The organism is Variovorax sp. NFACC27 (assembly GCF_048301545.1).
Classification (GTDB): Bacteria; Pseudomonadota; Gammaproteobacteria; order Burkholderiales; family Burkholderiaceae_C; genus Variovorax; species Variovorax gossypii.
The window spans coordinates 2,070,812-2,095,303 of record NZ_CP157613.1; the positions used below are offsets into that span (position 1 = coordinate 2,070,812).

The 24,492-nt window shown below is 69.0% G+C and carries 21 protein-coding genes; 6 read left to right on the forward strand and 15 right to left on the reverse strand.

Annotated features, from left to right (window positions below; genetic code table 11):
• Nucleotides 1-25: 25 nt before the first annotated feature.
• The 9 genes from ABL840_RS09845 to ABL840_RS09885 form a co-directional block, all read right to left on the reverse strand.
• Nucleotides 26-943: a LysR family transcriptional regulator gene (locus ABL840_RS09845; protein WP_093205162.1), complete on the reverse strand. Its 918-nt coding sequence runs from the start codon at nt 941-943 to the stop codon at nt 26-28.
• A gap of 54 nt (nt 944-997) precedes the next feature.
• Nucleotides 998-2,146: a serine hydrolase domain-containing protein gene (locus ABL840_RS09850; protein WP_093305713.1), complete on the reverse strand. Its 1,149-nt coding sequence runs from the start codon at nt 2,144-2,146 to the stop codon at nt 998-1,000.
• 132 nt (nt 2,147-2,278) lie between these two features.
• Complete coding sequence (locus tag ABL840_RS09855) at nt 2,279-2,647, reverse strand: nuclear transport factor 2 family protein (RefSeq protein WP_093205157.1); 369 nt, start codon at nt 2,645-2,647, stop codon at nt 2,279-2,281.
• Between the two features lie 75 nt (nt 2,648-2,722).
• A complete protein-coding gene (locus tag ABL840_RS09860) occupies nt 2,723-3,253 on the reverse strand; it encodes a MolR family transcriptional regulator (RefSeq protein ID WP_093305711.1) in 531 nt (176 codons plus the stop codon).
• Nucleotide 3,254: 1 nt separating this feature from the next.
• Complete coding sequence (locus ABL840_RS09865) at nt 3,255-3,614, reverse strand: NIPSNAP family protein (RefSeq protein WP_093305709.1); 360 nt, start codon at nt 3,612-3,614, stop codon at nt 3,255-3,257.
• A 43-nt stretch (nt 3,615-3,657) separates the two neighbouring features.
• The gene (locus ABL840_RS09870) at nt 3,658-4,041 is read right to left on the reverse strand and encodes a hypothetical protein (RefSeq protein ID WP_093205150.1); all 384 of its coding nucleotides are present in this window, start codon (nt 4,039-4,041) and stop codon (nt 3,658-3,660) included.
• Nucleotides 4,042-4,102: 61 nt separating this feature from the next.
• On the reverse strand, nt 4,103-4,912 hold the full coding sequence (locus ABL840_RS09875; RefSeq protein WP_093305707.1) for a class I SAM-dependent methyltransferase: 810 nt from the start codon (nt 4,910-4,912) through the stop codon (nt 4,103-4,105).
• 77 nt (nt 4,913-4,989) lie between these two features.
• A complete protein-coding gene (locus ABL840_RS09880) occupies nt 4,990-5,709 on the reverse strand; it encodes a hypothetical protein (protein ID WP_093305705.1) in 720 nt (239 codons plus the stop codon).
• A gap of 122 nt (nt 5,710-5,831) precedes the next feature.
• Nucleotides 5,832-11,858 carry an alpha-2-macroglobulin family protein gene (locus tag ABL840_RS09885; RefSeq protein WP_093305703.1) on the reverse strand — a complete coding sequence of 2,009 codons (6,027 nt, stop codon included), beginning with the start codon at nt 11,856-11,858 and terminating at the stop codon, nt 5,832-5,834.
• A gap of 186 nt (nt 11,859-12,044) precedes the next feature.
• Between ABL840_RS09885 and opgC the strand changes: the two genes are divergently transcribed.
• Nucleotides 12,045-13,187: an OpgC domain-containing protein gene (opgC, locus tag ABL840_RS09890; protein ID WP_093205139.1), complete on the forward strand. Its 1,143-nt coding sequence runs from the start codon at nt 12,045-12,047 to the stop codon at nt 13,185-13,187.
• Nucleotides 13,188-13,202: 15 nt separating this feature from the next.
• Here the strand turns inward: opgC and ABL840_RS09895 are convergent, their stop codons facing one another.
• The 3 genes from ABL840_RS09895 to ABL840_RS09905 all read right to left on the reverse strand — a co-directional run bounded on the left by ABL840_RS09895 (nt 13,203) and on the right by ABL840_RS09905 (nt 15,438).
• Nucleotides 13,203-13,961: an SGNH/GDSL hydrolase family protein gene (locus tag ABL840_RS09895; protein ID WP_093205136.1), complete on the reverse strand. Its 759-nt coding sequence runs from the start codon at nt 13,959-13,961 to the stop codon at nt 13,203-13,205.
• A 114-nt stretch (nt 13,962-14,075) separates the two neighbouring features.
• Nucleotides 14,076-14,828: an anti-sigma factor gene (locus ABL840_RS09900; RefSeq protein WP_093306086.1), complete on the reverse strand. Its 753-nt coding sequence runs from the start codon at nt 14,826-14,828 to the stop codon at nt 14,076-14,078.
• A gap of 34 nt (nt 14,829-14,862) precedes the next feature.
• Nucleotides 14,863-15,438 (reverse strand): RNA polymerase sigma factor, encoded by a 576-nt coding sequence (locus tag ABL840_RS09905; RefSeq protein WP_371287192.1) that lies wholly within the window; start codon nt 15,436-15,438, stop codon nt 14,863-14,865.
• A gap of 155 nt (nt 15,439-15,593) precedes the next feature.
• Between ABL840_RS09905 and ABL840_RS09910 the strand changes: the two genes are divergently transcribed.
• Both ABL840_RS09910 and ABL840_RS09915 read left to right on the forward strand, forming a co-directional pair.
• Nucleotides 15,594-16,133 (forward strand): hypothetical protein, encoded by a 540-nt coding sequence (locus ABL840_RS09910; RefSeq protein ID WP_093305701.1) that lies wholly within the window; start codon nt 15,594-15,596, stop codon nt 16,131-16,133.
• 44 nt (nt 16,134-16,177) lie between these two features.
• Complete coding sequence (locus ABL840_RS09915) at nt 16,178-17,500, forward strand: hypothetical protein (protein WP_093305699.1); 1,323 nt, start codon at nt 16,178-16,180, stop codon at nt 17,498-17,500.
• Between the two features lie 12 nt (nt 17,501-17,512).
• On the opposite strand, the gene ABL840_RS09920 is transcribed toward ABL840_RS09915, so the two are convergent.
• From ABL840_RS09920 to argH, 3 genes are read right to left on the reverse strand one after another with little or no spacing between them, the layout of a single operon-like run.
• Entirely contained in the window at nt 17,513-18,184 is a 672-nt protein-coding gene (locus tag ABL840_RS09920) for a hypothetical protein (protein WP_093305696.1), read from the reverse strand.
• A gap of 4 nt (nt 18,185-18,188) precedes the next feature.
• Nucleotides 18,189-19,664 carry a rhomboid family intramembrane serine protease gene (locus ABL840_RS09925; RefSeq protein WP_093305694.1) on the reverse strand — a complete coding sequence of 492 codons (1,476 nt, stop codon included), beginning with the start codon at nt 19,662-19,664 and terminating at the stop codon, nt 18,189-18,191.
• A 28-nt stretch (nt 19,665-19,692) separates the two neighbouring features.
• A complete protein-coding gene (gene argH, locus ABL840_RS09930) occupies nt 19,693-21,090 on the reverse strand; it encodes an argininosuccinate lyase (protein WP_093205120.1) in 1,398 nt (465 codons plus the stop codon).
• Between the two features lie 56 nt (nt 21,091-21,146).
• Between argH and ABL840_RS09935 the strand changes: the two genes are divergently transcribed.
• The 3 genes from ABL840_RS09935 (at nt 21,147) to ABL840_RS09945 (ending at nt 24,405) form a co-directional block, all read left to right on the forward strand.
• Nucleotides 21,147-22,232, forward strand: coding sequence for a sensor histidine kinase (locus ABL840_RS09935; protein ID WP_240652159.1), 1,086 nt, complete (start codon nt 21,147-21,149; stop codon nt 22,230-22,232).
• A 158-nt stretch (nt 22,233-22,390) separates the two neighbouring features.
• Entirely contained in the window at nt 22,391-23,137 is a 747-nt protein-coding gene (locus ABL840_RS09940; RefSeq protein WP_093305692.1) for a LytR/AlgR family response regulator transcription factor, read from the forward strand.
• The gene (locus tag ABL840_RS09945) at nt 23,134-24,405 is read left to right on the forward strand and encodes an AI-2E family transporter (RefSeq protein WP_093305691.1); all 1,272 of its coding nucleotides are present in this window, start codon (nt 23,134-23,136) and stop codon (nt 24,403-24,405) included. Before ABL840_RS09940 ends, ABL840_RS09945 begins: the two co-directional genes overlap by 4 nt.
• The last annotated feature ends 87 nt before the right edge of the window (nt 24,406-24,492 follow it).

Consider the following 24,492-nt stretch of genomic DNA (forward strand, 5'->3'; position numbering starts at 1 on the left):
GGGCCCGGATGCGCCATTCCGAGGGTTAACCCTCTGTCGAAGCGCTCCATGTTGGTGCGACAGCCGATGTCGTGAACTGGTCGGAGGCCCGGCACGCCAGTTCGGCCACGAGCCGGATGGCGTCGGAGTCGGCGGCTTCCAGGTGGCTCACCACGATGCGCTGGGGCGAGATGAGCGCGTCGCACTCGATGATCTTCACGTCGCCGGTGGCCACGTATTCGTAGCAGGGCGGCAGCGGCACCAGGGCGTTGCCGAAGCCGGCCTTCACCAGCCGCGCGAGCGCCGAGATCGAGCTCACGCAGTGCACCTTGCCCAGCGGAATGCCAGCCGCGCGGAACAGGTTCTTGAGCGCCTCGTGCGGCTGCGAGCCGGGGCTCATCGTGAGCACGGGCTGGCGCAGCAGCTGCTCGACGGTCTGCGTGCCCTCGGCGCCCTGCGGCCCGACCCATCCCATGGGCATCGGCAGGCAGGGCGTGCTCACGATGCCCGCGCCGGCGATGTGGTCGGTCTGCAGCGCGATGTCGAGCGCGCCCTCGCGCAGGCCGCGATGCAGCGCCAGCGTGGTCTCGGAGGTCAGCTGCACCTCGATGCCCGGATAGGTGGAGCGCAGGTTGGTGAGAAAGCCCAGCAGCCAGGTGTGGACCACGGTCTCGATGGCGCCGATGCGCACCAGCCCGAGGATGTCGCCGCGCGGGCGGCCGAGCGAGACGATCTCGCGGCGCAGCTCGAGCAGCCGTTCGCCGTAGTCCATCAGCCGCACGCCCACGGGCGTGAGCCGCAGCTCGCGCGCGTCGCGTTCGAACAGGCGCGCGCCGATGTCTTCTTCGAGGGAGGCGACGCGGTTGGACACCGCCGCCTGCGTGATGTGGAGCCGGTCGCTCGCGGCGCGGAAGCTGCCCAGTCGCGCGGCCCAGAGAAAGGCTTCTACAAATCTTGTGTTCATGAGGGCACCTGCGGGCCATTCTGCCCGCATCGCGCCTGCATGAGAACTTGCTTCCTACCGGTGCCGCCGTGCGGATGCCGGCGAGGCGGGGAGGGTGATGTCGTCCACCATGCGCGCGGCAGCCGCCGACGAATTGCTCGCGAGCATCACCGCGGCCTGCTGCTTCGCCGGGTCGAAGACCAGCAGCGCGCGGTAGCCGCCGGTCTGGCCCGTGTGGAAATAGCTCCGGTGGCCGGCGGCGCCGCGCATGCGGATGGCGTAGCCCACTTCATAGGTGCCGTCATGGCCGAGCGGCGTTAGCGCGCGTTCGGCCGCGGCACCCAGCGGACCGTCGCGCCCGGCCATGAGCGCGCGTGCGAACACCAGCAGGTCGGCCGCCGTCGAGCGCAGGGCACCCGCGCCCGCGAGCGCGTCGAAGTCCCAGGGCGTGCGCGGCGCGTCGTGTTCGTAGCCGGGTGCGAGCCTGCCTGCTTCGCCGTCGAGGTGCTGCAGCGTGTCCTTCATGCCCAGCGGCACGGCGATGTTCTCCTGCACCAGCAGGTCCCACGGCTTGCCGTAGCGGTCGGCAAGCAGCTGGCCGAGCAGGCCCAGGCCCAGGCTGCTGTAGGGCCCCCTGCAGGGCGGCGCGTGTTCGAGCCTGAGCGTCGAGAGACCCGCGAGCAGCTGCGGCCGGTCGGGCCGCGCAAAGGGCTGGCTGCTGGCCAGGCCCGGTGCGTCCGGCAGCATTCCCGGCAGGCAGGCGGTGTGGGTGACGAGCTGCCGCAGCGTGATGGCCGCGACCTGCGGCGGCATCGTGGTCTGGCCGGCCAGCAGCTTGCCCAGCGTGTCGTCGAGCGAGAGATCGCCGCGCTCCACCGCCTGCGCGAGCAGCACGCCGGTGAACACCTTGCTGATCGAGCCGATCTCGAAGAGAGGCTGCGCATCGGCCTGCGTCGTCTCGACGATCCGGCCCGGCTGCCCGACGCCGTTGCGTTGCATCGCGAACTGCGTGCGGTTTTCGCGCGAGATGCCGACCACGATGCTGCCCGGCGCGCCGTTCATCACGCGCGCCACGATGGCGGCCGGCGCGGTGGCGAAGCCGATGGGTTCGGCGTGGGCGTGGGTGAAGGCGGAGATCGCCGCGATGCAGCAGCCTGCGAGCAGGCGGTGCAACCGATGCGGTCGATGAGAGGCGTGCGAGAGGAAAGTGAAGTGAGGAATCATCCGGTCGGCTCCTTGCGTTGTGGAGTGCAAAGGCCGCGAATGATCCGGGGGCGCTCGCCATGGCGGCAAGCGCGGCGGCGGCGCGCCACGTCACGGCCGTAACGACCGTCACGCGACGCCGGCCGCCGGTGCTTATTCGCCGGTGTCGTAGAAGAACTCTTCCTTCACGATCTTTCCGTCCTTCGTGGTGTAGAGCGCCATTTCTTCCATGGTGAAGCGGTGGCCGGTGGCCTTCATCGTCACGTCGAAGCGGAAGCCGACGATGAAGCGGTCACCGTGCGGCCAGGGGCCCGCGACCTGCATCGAATGCACTTCGTGGTTGGCGACCCACCACTCGCCCTTGGCCCTGATCGCCGCCAGGCCCACAGCCTCGCGTGCCTGCCCGGGAGGGGCGCTGGCCTCGACGCTCACCGCGTCGGCCGTGTAGAGCGACTCGCATTCATCGAACTTTCCTTCTTTGCACAGCGCGACGAGCTTGTTTGCGATTGCCAGCGTGGTCATGGGTTGTCTCCTGACGAGAAAAGGGTGGAAGGGAGGGGGACGAAGGGGGGGCAGTTTAGGCCGGAAGGCGTTGTTTCAGGCGACGCTCAGCACTTCCCGCATCGCGGTCAGCCGCGACTGGTTCTGGTCGGCGTAGGGCCAGTCGGGGTAGTGCGTGCGGGCGCGCTCGTTCAGCGCGAGCTGGCAGGCGATCGCGGCCAGTGCTTCGTCGCGCACGTCCGCGTCGATCTCGCCCGCGATCTTGAGCTGACCGAAGGCCGTTGCAACGCGCGCGCGGCATTCGGACTGCAGGTAGGTCTCGTGCATGTCGTCTTCCGCGAGCCACTTCTCGCGCACGTCGGCATCGGCGCGATGCATGGAGGCGGGCACGCCGAAGTCCCAGTCGGCGAGCATCTCCTGCAGGAACCCGACGACCTTGCCGTTGCCGCCTTCGTCGCGATACCAGTCTTCCAGCGCCGCGAGCGTGTCGCTGCCGTCGTCGTTGCCGAAGGGGCTGAAGTCGTCGCCGACGTCGTAGTAGAAATCTTCGCCGGCAAGCTGCACGAAGCGCGGGTGGCTGGTCTCGCGCGCGAGGCCTTCCTCGGGGTCGTCGAAATGAAGGGGCATCTCAGGTGGCTCCTGGTTCGTCGGTGGGGTTCAGGGAACGCATGCTGGCGATGGTCTCGTCCGAAACCCACAGCAGCGTGTTGAGGTAAGTCTCGATGCGGTCGACCAGCGCGCCGCGCGGGCCTTCGCGCCACTCGGCCGATCCGTAGAAGGCGGACTGCTGCGCATCCAGCGCCTGCCGGTCCGCATACGCGCGCACGAGGTGGTAACTCTCTTCCTCGTGGTCCGATCGGCCATAGGTGACCACGTCCATGCCCTTGCTGCGCAGCATCGGCACGGCACGCGTGTGCATCGCCTCGTGGAAGGCGGCGAGCGTGCCGGGCTTGAGCCTGTAGGTGCGGATCTCGATCAGTCGGGTCATGGCAAGGCCTCCTTCGGGTCGATGGTTCCGGGCGTGCGCGTGGTCAGCCGGACTTGCCGGCAAGCACCCACCCCAGCGAGAAGACATAGCGGCTGCCACCCACCACCCGCGTCACGCTGTGCTCGCAGGCATCGGGGCGGAACAGCTTGATGCGCCGCGTCGCGAAGATCGGATCGGCGCACACGAACTCGCCGCCCGAACGCGGCGATTTCAGCACGATGTTGAGCCGGTAGTGCCGCCCGATCTGCACCGGGTCGGTGTGCGGCGGAATCTCCGAGCCCTCGGGGTAGCGGATGAGATAGCTGTCGAACGGCAGCGGCCACCGCGCCGTGAGCAGCAGCATCTTGTCGTAGCCCGTGCCCTGGCGGCCGCGTTGCCAGCGGAAGGCCAGCGAGAGGTAGGCGCGGACAGATGCGACGAAGCTCACCGGACAACCCCTGCGTCTCTCGCCGCCGCGTGAGCCTGCCTGGAACTGCCCGGTGCCGTGCTCATGCGGGGTTCTTCTTCAGCGCACGCGTCGCCAGGAAGGTCGGCATGAAGCGATCGACGAGGAAGCGCGGGTTCGGCTGGTCGTCTTCGAGGAAGCCGTCGATGACGAAACCCGCGTCCAGCTGTCCGCCGATCAGGTCGGTCAGCGAGTGGCCGAACACCAGGGCCTCGCCGCCCTGGCGCTTGCGTTCGAGCGCTTCCGCCGGGAGATCCTTCATGTCCGAATACGGCAGCTTGTAGGTTGGTCGCAGCAGCCCTTGCCCGGCAAGGGCCGGATCGCGGTCGCCGATGAAAACCACCGGGTTGTAGAAGCTCGCGAGCAGTGCGCCGCCGGCCTTCAGCACGCGATGGCATTCGCGCCAGACCGGGCGCACGTCGGGCACGTAGAGGTTGGAGATGGGGTGGAAGACGATGTCGAAGCGCCCATCGGCGAAGGCGCCGAGTTCGCGCATGTCGCCCTGTACCGTTTCGAGCTCGAGGCCGTCGCGCTCGGCGACGCGGCGGTCCTGCCGCAGCTGCTCGTCGGACAGGTCGAACACCGTGACCTGTGCGCCGGCAGCCGCGAGCACCGGCGCCTGCTGGCCGCCGGCCGAGGCGAGGCAGAGGATGCGCTGGCCCCGCACGTCGCCCAGCCAATGCACGGGCAGGGGACGCGGCGTGAGGTGCACGCGCCAGTCGCCCTGGCGGGCGCTGGCGATCAGTTCGCTGCTCACGGGGCGCGACCATTCGCGCTCTTCGGCGGCCTGGCGGTCCCAGGCGGCGCGGTTGTGGGAAAGAAAGTCGACGGGATTGCTGCTGGATTCGCTCATGTGTCTGGTGGCTGGATCAGGCCCACATGTTGCCGCAGACGCCGCGAGGACGCTGGCCCTCGCGGGATCGGTGCCGTTCAGCAGAAGACGATCGCCGTCCTGTGCTCGATGCTCAGCCGCGCCGATTCGTACAGCAGCAGCCAGGACACGTATTCGCGGTACAGGCCGTTGTCGTCGTCGACAAGCGCATCGATGCGTTCGGCTTCCTCGTCGGAGAGCTTGCCGTTCTCGAGGCGGATGCCCAGGGCGGGAGCCACGAACACGAGTTCGTCGAGCAGGCGGTAGGACGAGCCGAGCATGCCGCCGGGCAGGCCGCCGGCTGGCTCTTCCAGTTCGTCCTCGTCCTTGCCGTCTTCCTCCTCGTCTTCCCCGTCCTCCCCGTCCTCCTCGCCGCCGCATTCCTCGTCGAACAGCACCTCGTCGAAATCGACTGGAACGTAGAAGCCTTCCGCATCCGAATGGCACAGCAGGTGGCTTTCGGAGCCGTCGAGCAGCGATTGGATCTTCGGATCGGCCGTGGGATCGACGTCGTCGGCCAGTGGCGTGGCCACCCAGTCGGGCGACAGCACGCGGTGCGCGTACGCGCGGCGCAGGTAGTGGATGAAGGAGTACGGAAAACCGTCGATCGACGCGCGCGAATCGAGCTCGAGCGGTCCGCGCGGCTCGGTGTGCGGGGGAAGCCCCGCGGCGGCCAGCACGCGGTTGACTTCGGCCAGTTCCTCCTCGAAGCCCTCGGCGCTCTCGGGATCGTCCTCGAGCAGTTCGGCGAGCATGCCGACGCAGACAGCCAGGCCCATGGTGTTTTCCTCCAGGTTGTGGGTTCGCCGCGATGGTGAAGGCGGCCGGTGAAGGAGCGATGACCGATAGCCGCTCCTTCACCGTTTCCGGCAGGCCTGTCTGCCTGCCTCTGTCTGCCGGCCTACTTGGCCGCTTCCACCTTCACCCGCGCGTTCGGCGCCTCGCCGAACATCTCGGGCGCGTACATCGCCTCGACGCGGCTGGGCGGCAGCGCGAAGTCGCCGACGTTGTTCAGGCGCACGGTGTATTCCATCTTCACCACGCCCTTGGGCAGGTACTCGTAGTAGCTGCGGAAGGCCTCGAAGCTGCGTTCCTCGAAGGCCGGCCAGCCGGAGCCGCTCTTCTTCTCGCCCTGGGTGGCGATCTGCGAGTCGCGGCCGAGGCCGCCGCCGAGGATGGTGGCGCCGCCCGGGATCGGGTCGCTGATGACGACCCAGGTCATGTCGGCGCTGGCGTTCACCTCCAGCGTCACGCGCAGCACGTCGCCGCGGGTGTACTTGCCGGCGGTGGCCTGCTCGACCGGGGTGATGGTCTTCTTGATGGCGTAGCCGGCCGCGAACGGCGCCTTCAGCTGCACGGCGGCGATCGACTGCAGCGTGAGCCACGGCTTGCCGGTGCCCTGCTGCGTCACCAGCAGCGTGTCGCGCACCGGTGCGCCCGACGGCGATGCAGCCCACGGCAGGAACATCGTGTTGTTCTTCAGGTTGCCCGGCGAGGCGGGCGCGCCGAAGAAGGTGGTCTGGTTCGGCGCACCGGTCGCGTCGCTGGTCTTCACGCGCTCGACCTTGCTCCAGTCGACCTGTGCCTTCACCGCGCCGAGCGTGGCGGCGGTGACGCCGGCCACCGGCGTGCTCTCGAACACCTTGCTGAACTTCTCCAGCGCCAGTCCGCCCCACAGGTTGGCGGTGGTGGTGTGCCATGCGCCGTTCTGCTGGCGGCCGATGAAGCCGTTGGCCAGCTTGCCGATGTCGTCCTTCCAGGCCGGGTCGTCCATCACGCTGAGCAGCAGGCGGGCGGTGTTGACGTCGCCGTTGGTCATCAGCCACCACCAGTAGTCGTCCTGCTCGGTGCTGAAGATCAGCTTCGTGCCCTGGTACGACAGGCGCGCCTTCAGCACGTTGTTGGCCTCGTCCAGGCGCTGCTGGCGCTGCGGCACGTCGTTCACGCGCTTCAGGATGTTGAGCCAGTCGATCACCGCGCTGGTGGGCCACTGGTTCGGCGCGATGGTGATGCTGCCGACCATGCTGCCCTTGGCCTTGCCGTAGCGCGAGAGCGCTTCGAGCGCGGCGAGCTTGCGCACGTCGAGGTCCTTGCGCGGGCTCCAGAACTCGCGCGTGATGCGGCCTTCGACGAAGGCGATCAGGCCCGACTCCATCGGCGCGCGCACGTCGTCGGCGAGCGCGAAGGCGGGGTTGAGTTGGGCCGCTTCGTTCGTGGCCGCGAGCAGGTACGAGGTGAGGATGTCGCTGCCGCGATTGGCCTCGCCGTCGCGCGGCGGGAAGTAGTTGGCCAGGCCGTCGCTGTCCAGGTAGGTGGGCAGCTGGGCCAGCACGCCCTGCCACATCTTCGCGTCGCGCAGGCCGACCGACTTGCTGGTCTTTTGCTCGAGGCAGATGAAGGGGTAGTTCGCGAACCAGTCGCGCACGCCCGGCAGGCCTTCTGCCAGCTTGGGCTGCAGCGAGAGCTTCAGGCCGCCGCGGCCGGGCAGGGCGTCGGCGGGCGGTGCCACGTCGAGCGTGAAGGGGCCGTCGACCTGCACCAGCGTGCCCTGCTGCACCGTGAGCGGCACCGAGGGCACGATGCGCTGGCGCACTTTCAGCGCGTCGCGTGCGCCGCCGATGGTGTCCTTCGCCTCGATCTCCCAGATGATGGCTTCGGCGCGCGTCTGCGCCAGCTGCGCGGGAGCGGTCACGGTCCATGCCACTTCGCGCGCCTCGCCGGCCGGGATGTCGACCGTCTGCGGCTCCAGCGTTAGCAGGGTGGCGCGCGGCGTGGCCTCGACCTTCATCGGCTTCTGCGTGGTGTTGCGCAGCGTGACCTGGGCACGGAACTGGTCGTCCTCGCGCACCAGCGGCGGCAGGCCGCTGATGATCTGCAAGTCTTGCGTGGCCTGGATGCTGGCCTGCCCGGTACCGAACAGGTTGGCACCCGAGTCGGCCACGGCCACGATCTTGAAGGTGGTGAGCGCGTCGTTCAGCGGCACCGTCACCACGGCCTGGCCGTTGGCGTCGAGCACCACCTTCGGGTTCCACACGAGCAGGGTGTCGAGCAGTTCGCGCGTCTGGCCCTTGCCGCCGCCGCCGCCCGCGGGCACGGCCTTGCGGCCGTAGTGGCGCCGGCCGACGATTTCCATCTGCGCGGTGGAGGTGCTCACGCCCCAGCTGCGTCGCTGGAGCATTGCGTTGAGCAGGTTCCAGCTGTCGTTGGGCATCAGCTCGAGCAGGGCCTGGTCGACCGCTGCCAGCGCCACTTCGGCGCCGGCGGCCGGCTTGCCGTCGGGCAGCTTGGCGCTGATGGTGACCTGCGCCTTGCTGCGGATCGGGTAGCTGGGCTTGTCGCTGGTGACGGTCACGTCGAGCTGGTGGGCGCGCGTGCCGACGCGGATCTCGGCCATGCCGAGGCGGTAGGCGGGCTTGCTCAGGTCGACCATGGCGGTCGGCGCCACGTATTCCTTGCCTTCGTACCAGAAGGCCGTCCACCACTCGCGCGGCGACTTGAAGCCCCAGGTGAAGAAGCTGTACCAGGGCACCTCGCGCAGGCGGCCGCGCAGCGCGAGCACGCTCACGTAGGCGTTCGGGCCCCACTCGGGCTTCACTTCGAGGGTGACGGTCGGGTCCTTGCCGTCGAGCTTGACCACGTGCGTCTCGATGATGCCCTCGCGCTCCACCGCGACCAGCGCGGTCGCGAAGCGGAAGGGGCTGCGCACCTGGAACTTGGCGATCTCGCCGGGCTGGTAGCTCTTCTTCTCGGGCAGCACGTCGATGCGGTCGTTGTCCTCGCCGCCGAACCAGAGCTCGCCCTGCTTGGTCACGTAGACCGAGCTCACGGCGCGGGCGTCGCGGCCTTCGCCGTCGGTGGCGCTGGCGATGAGTTCGACCTCGCCGGCTTCCTTCAGCTCCGACTCGCACAGCAGCAGGCCGCGCGCGTCGCTCTTGCCGCTGCAGACGGTGCCGATGTCCTTGGTCTCGGTCTTGTTGTCGTAGGTGTAGAAGCCGCCCACCATGCGCTTTCGGCTGGTGGTGGTGATGCGCGCCACGGCGCGCACGTTGAGCGTCACGTTGGCCTGGGGCTTGCCCGACAGGTCTAGCGCGAGCGCCTGGAACTTCAGCTTCTGGGCCGTGGAGACCCAGCCTTCGGTCTTGATGCCGGCGATGACGGAGGCCGGCCACAGCGTCTGCGTGCTGCGGATGGTCTGCACCTCGCCGTTCGGGTCGGCATACGTGGCTTCGAGCAGCAGCTCGCGCGCGGCCTTCACCTTCGGCACCTTGTCGATGGTGACCTTGCCGGCGCCGTCCTTGTTCAGCGTGAGCGGCAGCTTGTCCGCGATCACGCGGGTGTCGTTCACGCTGTTGAGGTCTTCCTCGCCCGAGCCGGCCTCGGCCGCTGCGGTGACGGCCGTGGCCGCCTCGCTGCCGTCGCCCTGCGTGGAGCGCGGCGGGTTGAAGCTGAAGGCGTCGTAGTCGGAGAAGCTCAGGCTCTTGCCGCGCACCATGGCCGACACGCGCACCGGCAGGTTGGCCGCGCCGCCGCCGGAGACGTAGTTGATCTGCACGTCGGTGGGCACGCTGGTGGCCGCCACCAGCGGCTTCTTGTCGGTGGGCGCGATGCGGCCCTCGAGCACGGGCAGGCGGAATTCCTCGACGCGGAAGCTGCCGGTGGAGAAGCTGCGGCCGTAGCCGTCGTCGCCATCACCTTCACCCTCGCCGTTGGCGTCCTTGCCGCCGCCGGTGCGTAGCATCACCTCGTACACGCCGAGCTTGGCGGCCGGCGGAATGGCGAAGCTGTTCTCGGCGCTCAGGCCGCCGGTGGCGGTCTTGCGCCAGTTCAGCGGCTGCGTGAAGCGCTGGCCGCTGCCCACGTGGGTGATGACCAGCGTGTCGGGGCGGTTCTCGGGCAAGCCGAAGCCCTTGCTGGTCTGCGTGCGGATCAGGCTCTTCATCGACACCGTCTCGCCGGCGCGCAGCAGCGTGCGGTCGAAGATGGTGTGGGCGACGCGGTCGGCCTCGGCCTGCAGGCTGGTCGGCACGTTGAAGCGCCAGGGTTCGATGCCGCGCTGCCAGTCGCTCCAGGTGAAGGCGAGGTCTTCCACGCCCTTTTCGTCCTTGGCGCGGGCGCTGACGAACCATGCGCCGCTGTCGTATTCGTTCGGGCCGTTGCACGAGGGCGCCTGCGGCGAGATACCGCTGAGCATGACGACGCCGTTGGCGTCGGTGGTGCCGCTGGCCACGGCCTTGCCGTCGCAGCTCGATACGCGCACCTCGGCGCCGGCCACGACCTTGCCCTTGTCCAGCGTGGTGACCCAGGCCATCGAGTTCTCGCGGCCCAGCTTGAAGTGCACCGCCAGGTTGGTGGCCAGCGCGGTGGTGCGCACGTACATCGTGCGGCCTGCGTTGTAGCGCTCGTCGAGCAGGGCCTCGCCCAGCTTCTGCGAGGCGATCTCGAGCACGTGGAAGCCCGGCGTCAGCGGGATGCCGATGACTTCGAAGGGGCGCGGATCGCCCGAGTCGGCCTTGGGCATGTCGAGCGCCTTCACGCCCGGCTGGCCGGCCAGCAGCGACAGCATGCGGGTCTGCAGCGTGGTGCGGTCGTCCTTGTCGATGACCGGGGGCAGCGGGCCCTTCACGTCCTTGCGCGCCTGTTCGCGCGAGATGGTGAAGTTGTCGTAGCGGCGCACCTTGCGGAACCACGCGATGATTTCCGCGTCGGTCTTCGGGTTCATGTCGCTCACCTTGCCGGGCGTGAGGGCGTTCACCATCAGCTTCGGCTCCACGCGGCGCACGGTGACCGGCATCATGGCCGGCGTGTCGGGCTCGGCCAGGCGCTCGACCACGCCGAAGGGCGAGGCGGCGAACTTGGCCAGCGGCGGCATCGCGCCGGTGGCAACCTTCATCGGGAAGTTGCCGGGCGTGGCCAGCGGGCGGCCCGAAGCGTCCTCGAACTTCGAGGGCAGCTCGATGCTGTATTGCGCGCTCTCGGCCAGCGGCGGCTCGAAGCTCACGCTGTTGACCACGTCGTCGTCGCTCTGCGAACCGCCTTCGTTGTCGAGCTTGGCCTTGATGGTCTTGTCGCCCTTGAGCTGGATCTGCGAGGCCAGCTTGCGCGTGACGGGCGCGTTGAACTGCAGCTGCATCGGGCGCAGCGGCAGGCAGGCGGCCTGCGCGTTCTCGCGCTCGCAGGTGAAGGAGGCGGCGAAGGGCTCGCGCACCTGGAACTCGAGCCGGCGTTCCACGTTGTTGGGCACGCCCGAGGGCGTGGCCACGCCCTTGCCGTAGACGATCTGCACCTTGGCGCCGGGCGTCAGCGTGCGGTTGCACTGCATCGTGATGAAGCGCAGCGGGTCTTTCTCGGCCGACTTCTCGCGGCCGAAGGCCTTGAGCAGGCCGGCGCGCTGCTCGCCGTCGAGCAGCTTGACGGGAATGCGCTCGCCCACGCCGTCGGCCGTGCACCAGACGTTCTGGCGCACGCTCTCCAGTGTGGCCGCGCCGTTGAGCTCCAGCATGAACATCTGCTGCTCGTCGATGCGGCTGTAGTTGCCCGGCATGTAGTTGCGCACGAACGGACCGCCGGTGTTGAACTGGTAGCGCTCGGGGCCGGTCAGCTCGCCGCTGGCGGGCTTGAAGGTGGGAATGCGGGTGACCGTGCAGCGCACGCCGGGCGGCAGGTCGTTCTCGAAGTCGTAGACCCAAGCCTTGGCGTCGGTCCAGCGGCCGGTGCCCTTGGCTGCCTGGGCGTCGTTGCAGCTCACCGTGAGCGGAGCGGGGGCCTTGGGGTCGCCGAAGTTGACGGCGGGCTGGTCGAACTTGGCGACCACCTGGCGAACGCGCGCCACTTCACCCTGTGGCGAGAGGCTGACGATCTGGAGGGCATGGCCCGCGCCGGACGCAAGAACGCCGCCGGCAAGGAGCAATGTTGGAAGGAAACGATTCACTTTTTTGTATCTCCACCTGAGAGGCAGCGCGCAGCGTAGCCGATTTGCACGACGGTTCGGGAGTGCCAACAGTCATAGGCCGTTGGCCCGGCCGCCGGGCGCGGCGGGCTTTACACAGCTCTTCTTACAATCGACGCCGTCGTGCGTGCGCCGCGCGGACCGCAATCAAGACCTCGCCGCCGACCGATGAAACGCTACTGGGAAATAGACGCCTTGCGCGGGCTGATGCTCGTGCTGATGACCGTCACCCACCTGCCGACCCGGTTGACCGACCCGCTGGGCCAGCCCTTCGGCTTCGTCTCGGCCGCCGAGGGTTTCGTTCTGCTCTCCGCCTTCGTCGCCGGGCTGGTGTACAGCCGCATCGGGCATGTACGCGGCGTCGACTCGATGCGCCAGGCCTTCTGGCGGCGCGTGCTGAAGGTCTACCTGGCCCAGGCGGCGACCCTGCTTTTCCTGTTCACCGTGATCACCGCGGTGGGCCTGCACATCGACCAGCCGGCGGTGAAGAACCTGGTGTCGTACTACCTGGCGGAGCCGCGCGAGGGCTTCATCTACGGGCTGCTGCTCATCTACGAGCCGGCGCTGCTCGACATCCTGCCGATGTACATCTTTTTCATGCTCATGAGCCCCTGGGTGCTGGCCTTCGCCATGCGCCACGGCTGGACCTGGGTGATGGCGGCGAGCGCCACGGTCTGGGCGGCGGCTCAGTTCGGCATCAGCGAATGGGTCTACGGGCTGGCGGTGCGCTACCTCGGCGTGCCGGTGCCGTTCCACGAGATGGGCGCGTTCAACACCTACGCCTGGCAGTTCCTGTGGTTCGCGGGGCTGTGCATCGGCGCGACCCGCAACGACCCCGACGCGCGGCCGCTGCGCTTTCCGGCGTGGCTGGTGGCGCTGGCCGCGGGCATCGCGCTGTACGGCTTCTACTGGCGCCACACCGGCATCAACGGGCAGGCGCCGTTCGGCGGCGACGTGGAACTGAACCTGCTGTTCGACAAATGGCAGCTCGGCCCGCTGCGCCTGGTGAACCTGGTGGCGCTGGGCATCCTGGCGGTGCGCTTCGGGCCCTGGCTGATGCGCCGCATTCCGCGACTGCGCTGGCTGGAGGCGATGGGATCGGCCTCGCTGCCGGTGTTCTGCGCGCACCTCGTCGCGGTGCTGCTGGTGCTGGCCTTCTACGGCGACAGCCAGACGGCGCGGCCCTGGTGGGGCGACGGCCTGCTGCTGGCGGTGGTGTTCTCGGGGATGTACTTCGTGGCGCGTTTCACGCGCGGCGCCGACGTTCCGCCGCCGGCGGACGACGTGCCGTCCGAGCCCGCGCCGGCCTGATCGGACTCGTCAGGATCAGGGCAGGCCGGCCGTCGGCGTTGCCGGAGGGGCCGGGAGGTGCGGCGCGATCACCGACTGCCACAGCCGGTAGCCTTCGTCGGTCATGTGCAGCCTGTCGCCCCGGAAGAGCTCCGGCCGCGGACGCCCGTCGGCGCCCAGCATCGGCGTGTAGATGTCGATGAACTCGCTGTTGGGCAGCAGGTTCAGGTAGGCCGCGACGACGTGATTGGTCTCCCGGATCTGCGGCATCAGCTGCTCGCGCGAAGGGCTGGGCTTGACCGAGATGAAGCTGATGCGCGTGTCGGGCAGCTCGGCGCGCACCGCGTTGGCGAAGCGCGCGAAGCTGTCGAGCACCTGCAGCGGCGTGCGGCCCTCGGCCAGGTCGTTGTCGCCCGCGTAGACCATCACCTGGCGCGGCTTGTAGCGCACCACCAGGTCGCGCGCGAACAGGGCGCAGTCGGCCAGCGTGGAGCCGCCGAAGCCGCGGTTGACCACGCCGCCGGGCACGCGCGCGAAGTCCTGCTGCAGCCGGCTCCACATGCGCACCGTGGAGCTGCCCACGAACACCACGCCGCCGGGCGCCGGAAAGCGCTCCTGGTCGGCCCGGGCGAAGGCCGCGAGCTCGTTGTGCCAGCGATCCTTGGCGGCCAGGTAGTCGCGCGCGGCCGCTGCCTCGGCGGCAGCCGTCTCGGATTCCTGGGGAAAGAAGGAAGACTGGGCATTCGCGGCCAGCGCCGCGGTCAGCAGTGCGACCGCGGCGAGCGCGGTTTTCATCGGATGCATCGGAAGGACGGAAAAGAAGGGCTGAAGGCGGCGGGAAGGCGGCGGTTGGGCGGATTTTCCCTCACGACGCTCCAGCAGCCGCGACCGTTGACAGCCGGGCCTCGCCTAGAGTGTTTTCTCGATGAGCGCGCCCTTGAACAGGATCGGCCCCTTCGGCCCGCTGCCCGGCGGCACGCCGCCCTTGGCCTCGAGCGAGATCGCCAGGGCAGGCACGGCCACGTCGGAGGCCGACGCCGCCAGCCGCAGGCCCGGCGCGTTGCCGAGCACGCCCAGCGAGCGCGGCGCGCCGCCCGGGGGCAGGGCCCAGAGCTGCAGCGACTTGTCGTCGCCTTCTCGGTAGCCGCCCACGCGCTGCAGCACCAGCTGCTTCTTCTTCGGATCGAAGGTCACGAGCATCGAGGCCGCGTCCTTGTCGTCGCTGAGCACGGCCACGTATTGCACCGCCGGGGCGTTCTGCAGCTGGTCGCGCAGATTCAGGCCGACCGTCACGGCCAGCACGGTGGCCAGCGCGCCGGCGGCGGTGGCGGTGCGCCACAGCGCGAGGCTGCGCAGCCAGCCGCCCGGACGGGACTCGCCGGCGGCCCGAGCCGCTTCGCGCTGGCGCTCCAGCGCGAGCGCGGACTGCTCGGCGTCGATCATGTTGCGGATGCGGGTCCACACGGCCGGGTCGGGCGTGACCGAAGGCTGCAGCTCGGTCATGCTCGCGAGCCGGCCCTGCCAGACCAGCGCGGCGGCACGCACCGGCGCCTGTTCGCGCGCCAGGGCCTCGAAGCGGCGGCGGGCGCCGCCGCGCAGGGTGCCGAGCGCATGGCTCGCGGCCAGCAGTTCGAGCAGTTCGGGATGTGCGATGAGATTCATGATGGGGAAACCGCCTTCTTCGTCGTCACCGCTCTCACGCAAAGCGCCCCATGCAGACGCGCAGCTTCTCCAGCCCGCGCCGTATCCACGTCTTGACCGTGCCCAGCGGCAGCTTGAGCTGCTCGGCCAGCTCGCCGTGGCTCATGTCGCGCAGGTAGGCCAGGCTTACCACCTCGCGCTGGCGGCCCTCGAGCTGGCTCAGGCACTGGTGCAGCGCCCAGGCCTGCTCGCTGGCATCGGCACTGGCGGCCGGGTCGGGCGCGTCCGATTCGAGCTGGTCGGCCATCTGCTCGTCGAATTCCTGCGTCAGCTGTGCGCGGTCGGCGGTGCGGCGGCGCAGCAGGTCGAGTGCCCGGCTGCGCACGATGAGCCCGAGCCAGGCCAGCGGCGGGCTCAGCGAGGCGCGGTAGTCGCCGGCCACCCGCCAGACGGTCAGGAAGCTTTCCTGCAGCACGTCTTCGGCCCATTCGCGCTGCCGGACGACGCGCATCGCCAGGCCCATCAGGCGGGGCGAGGTGCGGTCGTACAGCAGGCGCAAGGCGGCTTCGTCGCGATGGCCGATCCGGTCGATCAGCGCCATCAATTCGGCGTCGGGGCTGGGTGCTGGCATCCGCGGATTGTGGGGCATCGATGCGCATGCCCGGTATACGGGGCGGCCCGCCCGCCGGATTCAATGCATCGCTCGAATGAAGTCTTTTGGAAACATTTGTGAACGTATACTGCCGCGCATAAAACGAGGGACCGCGCACCGCGCGGACGGGAAGAATGAAGCAAATTGCGATCGCGATCGTGCTCTGCGTGGGGGCGTGGTACTTCTTTGTCGGCGGGCGCAAGCTCGACGAGCCGATGGTCCACGACTACTACCGCAAGGAGGCGCGCGCCATTTCCGACCGCGACGCCGACAAGCTGTGCAAGCAGCTCGCCCGCAACGCCGTCATCGAGAGCAAGACGACCATGATGGGGCGCACCGAGGAGGCTTCGCACAACCGCGAAGAAGCCTGCGAGGCGCAGCGCAAGACCTTCGAGACCCTGCGCATGGTGGGCGACCGCATGGGCGCGGTCCTTTCCTTCGACTACGACTACCACATCGACTCCGTCGAAGTGGCGCCCGACCGCAAGAGCGCCGTCGTCAAGGGCACCAGCGTGCTTCAGATGGGCGACTCGGCCTTCCAGGTGAAGACCAGCTTCACCCAGCGCCTGGAGCGCGAACTCGGCCAGATGCGGCTGGTGCACGCGCAGGAGGCCTCCGTCGTCCGCCTGGGCGGGCGCGGCGCCATGAGCCAGAGCGAGTTCTTCCGCAAGTAGGAAGAAGAGCAGGAAAGCACAAGAAAAGAGACTGGGGAGCCGACATGATCGCCACCAAGGATGCGCTGCCGCCGCCACCGCCGTTCTGGCACCGCCTGAACAGCTTCTTCGCATTTCCGTTCCAGATGCGGCCGTTCGCCTACGGCCTGCTGCTGTCCTTCTGCAGCCTGCTCTTCGACGCGATCTTCTTCCTGCCCCAGGGGCTGGCCCTGTTCGTCATCGAGGTCGGCATCATGCTGGCGGCCAGCCGCTACGGCTTCAAGATCATCGCGCTGGGCGCGCGCGGCATCCGCGACTCGGCCGACTTCGGCCGCGAGTCCAGCGACGACTGGACCTACATGCCCTGGAAGCTGTTCGCCATCTCGCTGGTGCAGGCCTTCCTGATCGGCTGGCTCGCCTGGTACGCGCCCATCCTGGGCACGGTGGGCCTCTTCGTCATGTCCTTCACCTTCCCGGCGGCGGTGATCGTGCTGGTGCAGTCGGCCAGCTTCTTCCAGGCGATGAACCCCGGCCACGTGATGGACGCGATGCGCACCATCGGCTGGCCGTATGCGCTGCTGTGCTTCTTCCTGTTCCTGCTGAGCACCGGCGCGCAGGTGGCGCTCGCGATGGTGCTGCCGATGTTCGACGGGCGCATCGTGTTGCCGATCATCAATTTCGCCTTCATCTACTTCGGCTGGGTGATGGCCAGCCTGCTGGGCTACGTGATGTTCCAGCACCACGACGCCTTCGGCTTCGACGCGGTGCCGGGCAGCGAGCTGCCCGACGGCGCTCCGGTCGACCGCCGCACGCCCGCGCAGATCGAGGCGCAGCGCATCGACGCGGAAGTGGCGCAGCTCGTCACCGAAGGCGACCTCGCCGCCGCGCTGGGCACGGCCTACGAGGCGCAGCGCACGGCCGACGCCAACGACCTCGCCGCGCAGCGCCGCTACCACCGCGTGCTGGCGCTGATGCCCGAGAAGAAGGACACCATGCTCGACCAGGCGAAGCGCTTCATTCCGCTGCTGATGCGCCGCGACCTGGCTTCGGAGGCGCTGAAGGTCTTCAAGGCCTGCAAGGAGCGCGACAAGGCCTTCGCGCTCGACGACCCGGCCATGGTGATCGCCATGGCGCGCGCCGAATGGCGCAATGGCGATGCGCACGCCACGCTGGCGCTGCTGTCGGGTTTCGACAAGCGCTTCCGCGGCAACGAGGCGATCCCGCAGGCCTATGAGCTCGCGGCGCGCGCGCTGGTGCAGGGGCTTGGCCGCGCCGACATGGCCCAGCCCATCCTGACGACGATGGAAGCGCGCTACCCCGACAGCGAGCAGACGCAGGAAGTGCGCTGGCTGCTGCGGCCGGCGGCGCCGCCGGCCCAGACGGCCTGAGGAACCGGCGGGTCAGCCCGTCAGGCCGAATTCTTCCCTGCGATCGAAGAGGAACACGCCTTCCTCGCTCCACCCGGACGACCAGCCGCCTCGCCAGAGCCGGTACTCGGCTTCGGTGGCGTCAGGCGCACCAGGCTGCGCGCACAGCGGCCAGCAGATCCAGTGGGCCACCGCGTAGGAGGCCGCCAGGCGGTAGAGCGGCTCCGACAGGAAGAAGTACGCGTCCTTGCCGGCTTCGCCGGTTTCCCGCAGAGCCATGTCGTGCAGGGCGTCGTGGAGCTCGATGAAGGGGCTGTCGGCCCTGGAGAAGGCGTCGCGCAGCGAAACCTTGCCTGTGTCGAGCACGGCCACGGCGGCATCGGGCTCGGGTGACTCGATGCCGAGCCGCCGCCGCAGCAGCTTCAGCCCGTCGCGCAGGATGCGGGTGGCTTCATCGGCATCGATGGCCGAGGGCGGGGCGGAGCGGTGCGCGTCGATTCTCGCGAGCATTCCCGCGGCATTCGGAAAGACCGAGAAAGCCCGCGCACGGGCCTCGGCGGGCAGGTCCCAGAGTTCGAACTGCAGCCTGAAATCGGTGTCGATGTCGTCGGGCAGGGGCTCTCCGGGCGGGCCGTCGGGGCCCAGCGCCGCGTCGAAGACTTCGTGCCAGTGGCGCTGCCACTTCCGCTGTTCGGGCGAAAGCATTTCCTCAGGCCTTCTGCAGCGCGCGCGTCACCATGTCGTTCGGCGCGAGGCGCAGCAGCTCGGGCAGCAGATGGAGCGCCTTGTCGCGCAGGCCAGCATGCAGCAGGCCGTTGGCGCAGGTCGAGAGCGTGTCGGCCAGCTCGGGGTGGTCGGGCGCGGTCTTCAGCAGGATGCGGCACAGCCGGTCGGCGTCGTCGAACTGGCGGATGCGGGCGAAGCGGCGCGCGAGGCGGGCCATGTCCTCGGGCTTGAGCCGCACGCCGGGCCGGGCCTGGTCGAGGTAGGCCTGGAAGCTGGCGTGCTGCAGCGCCAGCGTGTCGGGGTCGGTGGCGGGCAGGCGGAAGATGCGGCGCGCGGCCTGGTGGAAGTCGTCGCTCGCGGGCTGCAGGCGCGCGGTGTTGAACCAGGCGCGCAGGGTGTCGGCGTCGTTGGGGCGCAGCGCGGCGGCGGCGCGCCACTCGGCGCAGGCACGGTCGAACTTCATCGCGGCGCCGTATTTGCGGGCGGCGGCCACGTGCTCGTCGAAGCCGCCGTCGTCGTTCGCCATCTCCGACTTGACGGTCTCGGGCGTCTTCACCCGGCCCAGCAGCATGGCGCCGGCCATCAGCGCCGCGCCCGTCAGCAGGCCGCCGAGGTGGGCCATGTAGGCGATGCCCTTGCCGCCCAGCCAGTGCTGCATCAGCTCGTTGGCGATCCAGGCCGGCAGCAGCAGCAGGGCCGGCGCGGAGACGTAATTGAAATAGAAGAGCAGCTGGTAGAAGAAGCGGATGCGTCGCAGGCGGTACATCACCGCGTACATGCCCATCAGCGCCGAGACCGCGCCCGAGGCGCCCAGCCCGTAGGTGCCCCCGGCATAGGCCCAGCCGGCCAGCACCGAGGCGCCGATGGCGCCCAGCAGGTAGAAGGCCAGGTAGGTGCCGCGGCCCAGTGCCAGCTCGACCGAGAAGCCGAACAGGAAGAGGAACAGCATGTTGCCCAGCAGGTGGCCGGTGCTGCCGTGCAGGAAGGCGTTGGTGATCCAGGTCCAGGGCCTGAACTCGGCGTCCGTCGCGTAGCTCTGCGCCCAGCGCTCGGTGAAGGGCGCGGGCAGCATCGCCTCGTACTGCTGGCGGGCGCGCTTCCAGTCGCCGTACTGCGGATTGGCGGGCGTGATGACCTCGTCGGCGCGCAGCTTCTGCAGGAACTTGCGCTCGTTCTGCAGGCCCTCGAGAAGCTGCGGATAGGCCTCCTCGTGCCGCAGCATGCGGCGGGCCAGCTTGCCGCGCTTGGGATCGGTCTTCTCGAGCCACTCGACGAAGGGCGGCAGTTCCAGGGCGGGCAGCGCGCTCTTCACGTAGAAGGCCGCGGCGCGTTCCTGCCCTTTCTCCTCGCTGCTCTGCGGTCCCCAGAACACGATCATGTTCACGAGGATCAGCAGCACCGTCATCCACGGCGGATTGCGCCAGCTCGGTTTGTTCTCGAGCGGGATGGCGTAGAACACGGTGCGGCTGCCGCTGTTGCCGCCGCGCTCAGCCGAGGCGTGCGCGGTGACGCGCCACTTGCGCCTTCACCTGGGCCGGAGCGGTGCCGCCCAGGACGTTGCGCGCATTCAGCGAGCCGCGCAGGCTCAGAACGTCGTACACGTCCTTCTCGATGTTCGGGTTGAACTGCTGCAGCACGGCCAGCGGCAGCTCCGACAGGTCCACCTGGTGCGAGGTGGCGGCCTTCACGGCGTGCGCCACGGTCTCGTGCGCGTCGCGGAAGGGCAGGCCCTTCTTCACCAGGTAGTCGGCGAGGTCGGTGGCGGTGGCGTAGCCGCGCAGCGCGGCGGCTTCCATGGCCTCGGGCTTCACGGTGATGCCGCCGATCATCTCGGCGAAGATGCGCAGGGTGTCCTTGAGCGTGTCGACGGTGTCGAACAGCGGCTCCTTGTCTTCCTGGTTGTCCTTGTTGTAGGCCAGCGGCTGGCCCTTCATGAGCGTGACGAGCGCCATCAGGTGGCCGACCACGCGGCCGGTCTTGCCGCGCGCCAGCTCGGGCACGTCGGGATTCTTCTTCTGCGGCATGATCGACGAGCCGGTGGTGAAGCGGTCGGCGATCTGGATGAAGCCGAAGTTCTGGCTCATCCAGAGGATGAGCTCCTCGCTCATGCGGCTCACGTGCACCATGCACAGGCTGGCGGCGGCGGTGAACTCGATGGCGAAGTCGCGGTCGCTCACGGCGTCCAGGCTGTTCTGGCAGACGCCGTCCATGTTCAGCGTCTTCGCGACCAGCTCGCGGTCGAGCGGGTAGCTGGTGCCGGCCAGCGCGGCGGCGCCCAGCGGCAGGCGGTTCACGCGCCTGCGGATCTCGCTCATGCGCTCGGCGTCGCGGCTGAACATCTCGACGTAGGCCAGCATGTGGTGGCCGAAGCTCACCGGCTGCGCCACCTGCAGGTGGGTGAAGCCCGGCAGGATCACGTCGACGTTCTTCTCGGCGATGTTCACCAGCTCCTTCTGCAGCTCGACCAGCAGGTCGCCGATCAGGTCGATCTCGCCGCGCAGCCACAGGCGCACGTCGGTGGCGACCTGGTCGTTGCGGCTGCGGCCGGTGTGCAGGCGCTTGCCGGCGTCGCCGACCAGCTGTGTCAGGCGGGCCTCGATGTTCAGGTGCACGTCCTCGAGGTCGAGCTTCCACTCGAAGGCGCCGGATTCGATCTCGGAGCGGATCTGCGCCATCCCGCGTTCGATGGCGGCGTGGTCCTGCACGCTGATGATGCCCTGTGCGGCCAGCATGCCGGCATGCGCCAGCGAGCCCTGGATGTCGGCCTGCCATAGGCGCTTGTCGAAGAAGACGCTGGAGGTGTAGCGCTTCACGAGGTCGCTCATCGGTTCGGAGAAAAGGGCCGACCAGGCTTCGGATTTCTTGTCGAGTTGGTTTTGGGTCATGGGAGCCGTCCTGGAGGCAATAATGGGTTGGTTACCCGATGGATCAGATGTCTGCGATGCGCAACCCGGCGATTTTATCGGCCAGCTCTTCCCCCACGCCCCCGCCGTCGTCGGAAAGGGCGCGCGCGGCCGTGTCCTCCGCGCGCGGCGACCCGTCCATCTTCGACGCCTGCCAGATCGGCGTGGTGCTGCGCACGGTGGTGTTCGTCGAGGCGGTGGTGGCCATCGCCGCTCTTTTCGTGGTCTCCACGCCCGGCGAATGGCTGGTGCAGACGGCCACCATCACCGGCGGGGCGCTGCCCGCCACGCTCCTGTGGCTGGTGAGCGCCTGCGGCCTCAAGAAGCCGCTGCGGCGGCTGCCGAAGCACTGGCAGTACACGGCCGGCGCGCTGCTCGGCTCCCTGTCGGCAATCTACGGCTGCGGCCTGCTGCGCCTGACGGGCGTGCTGGCCAGCGCGCCGTGGCTGGCCAGCGCCCTGGCCGGCGCCCTGTTCGCGGGGCTCGTGATGGCCGCGATGGTGCTGCGCGCCCGGGGCCAGACGCCGGCTGCCACCACGGCGCGGCTGGAGGAACTGCAGTCGCGCATCCGCCCGCACTTTCTTTTCAACACCCTCAACAGCGCCATCGCCCTGGTGCGCGAGGAGCCGGCCAAGGCCGAGACCATGCTCGAAGACTTGGCCGAGCTGTTCCGCCAGGCGCTGGCCGACCCGGGCGAATCGGGCACGCTGGCCGACGAGATCGCGCTGGCCGAGCGCTACCTGGCCATCGAGCAGGTGCGCTTCGGCGACAGGCTGCGCATCCGCTGGGACCTCGATGCCGCCGCCAGCAATGCACGGCTGCCGCCGCTGCTGCTGCAGCCGCTGGTCGAGAACGCCATCAAGCACGGCGTGGAGCCCAGCCCCGAGGGCGCCAAGCTGCGCATCCGCACCGAGCGGCGCGGCAGCATGGTGGTGATCGAGGTGGTCAACAGCCTTCCGCCGCTGCGCTGGGCCGACGAGCCGCTGCCGCGCGGCCACGGCATCGCATTGGCCAACGTGCGCGACCGCCTGCGGCTGCTGCACGACATGCAGATGCAGTTCAGCGCGGGCATGGATCAGAAAAGCTACCGGGTGCGCATTGCGATACCCGCCGAATCACCATGACGGACCAGGCTCGCCCCCAAGGCTTCGCGCACTTCCTGTCGCTGCGCCAACCCCCTACCGGGGGCAACACCTGCGGCCCGGCAAAGCCGGTTCCGCGGTGTTCCCCGAAAAGGCGCATGCCGAGTTAGTTGAATTCCGGTTGAGAAAAAAGAACCCGTATGACCCTGAGGACACTCATCGTTGACGACGAAGCCCTGGCGCGCTCCCGCATGCGCACGCTGCTGCGCGATTGCACCTCGCCCCCAGCCGAAGTGGTGGCCGAGGCCTCGCAGGGCGCCGAGGCGCTGCAGCAGCTGGGCAAGCTGGCGCTCGACCTGGTGCTGCTCGACGTGCACATGCCCGGCATCGACGGCATCGAGGTGGCGCGCGAGCTGCGCGCCCGCTCCGACGCCCCGGCCGTGGTGTTCGTGACCGCGCACGCGGCGCATGCGGTAACGGCCTTCGACCTCGAAGCGGTCGACTACCTCACCAAGCCCGTGCGCGCCGAGCGCCTGCAGCAGGCGCTGCAGAAGGCCGAACGCTTCCTGAAGGAGCGCCGCGCGCTGCAGGCCGAGGCCGCGCCCGAGACGGTGCTGATCCAGGACCGGGGCCGCGCCGAGCGGGTGCCGCTGTCGGAGGTGCTCTACCTCAAGTCCGAATACAAATACCTCACGGTGCGCACCGCCACGCGCAGTCACATCCTCGACGGCTCGCTCAACGAGTTCGAGGAGCGCTATCCGCACCGCTTCCTGCGCGTGCACCGCAACGCGCTGGTGGCGCGCTCTGCGATCCGCGCGCTGGAGAAATACGACGACGGCGAGGACGCCGAGGGCTGGGCCCTGCGGCTCGACGCCATTCCCGAGCCGGTGGCCGTGTCGCGCCGCCAACTGGCGGCCGTGCGCGAGGTGCTGAAGGAATCGCGATGAGCGACGACAAGCCCGCGCCCACGCAAGCCCCGCCGCCGGAGCAGGCGGCCGAGGAGCCGCAGCCGCATCCGGTCGCGGCCGAATCCGAGCCCGCGCCGGCGTCCGTTCCCGAGGGGCCGCCCGAGCCCGAGCCCGAACCGGAGCCGCCCGCGCCGGCGCGCGAGCGCCTGCTGCTGCACATGCCCGTCGACGTGCGCAGCGCCTCGCTGGTGGTGCTCGCGGTGCTGGCCAGCGTGTTCGCGCTGCAATGGGGGCAGGCCGTCTTCATCCCGCTGATGCTGAGCCTGCTGCTGACCTATGCGCTGTCGCCGTTGGTGGACCTGCTCCATCGCTGGAAGCTGCCGCGCTGGATCGGCGCGGCGCTGATTCTCACGGGGCTGTTCGGCGGCCTGGGGTGGACCGGCTATTCGCTCTCCGGCAGCGCCACGCAGCTGCTCGATTCGCTGCCGGTGGCCGCGCAGAAACTGGGCCAGGCCATGCGCCGCGACAAGGGCGCCAGCGCCACGCCGCTGGACAACGTGCAGCAGGCCGCGGCGCAGCTCGAGAAGGCGGCCGAGGAGAACTCGGCCCGCGTCGCATCGCGCAAGGGCGTGGCGCGCGTCATCATCGAGCGCCCGAGCTTCAACGTGCGCGACTACCTGCTCAGCGGCACCGTCGGGCTGCTGAGCGCGATGGGGCAGCTCACGCTGGTGGCTTTCCTCACGTACTTCGCGCTGTGCTCGGGCGACACCTTCAGGCGCAAGCTCATCAAGATCACCGGCTCCAGCCTGCAGCGCAAGAAGGTGACGGTGCATGTGCTCGACGACATCACGCGCAACATCGAGCGCTACCTGCTGGTGCAGATCCTGGTGAGCGCCGTCGTCGGCGTGACCACGGGCCTCGCGTTCTGGGCCATCGGCATGGAGAACGCGGCCGTCTGGGGAATCATCGCGGCCGTGACCAACCTCATTCCCTATATCGGCTCGGTCATCGTGCTGGCGGCAGCGGGGCTGGTGGCCTTCCTGCAGTTCAACAGCCTGCAGATGGGCATCGTGGTGGCCGGCATCTCGCTGGGCATCCACACGATAGTGGGCAACCTGCTGATGCCCTGGCTCACCAGCCGCACCAGCCGCATGAACCCGGTGGCGGTGTTCGTGGGCGTGATCTTCTGGGGCTGGCTCTGGGGCATCTGGGGGCTGCTGCTGGGCATTCCGATCACGATGGTGATCAAGTCGATCTGCGACCGGGTGGAAGACCTGCAGCCGATCGGGGAACTGCTGGGCGAGTAGGGCGCCTGCCTCGCCGGTCCTGGCCATGGGCTCGGATCGGCAAGGACATTAACAAAGGGTGTCTTTTCGGTCGATACGATATTGGGA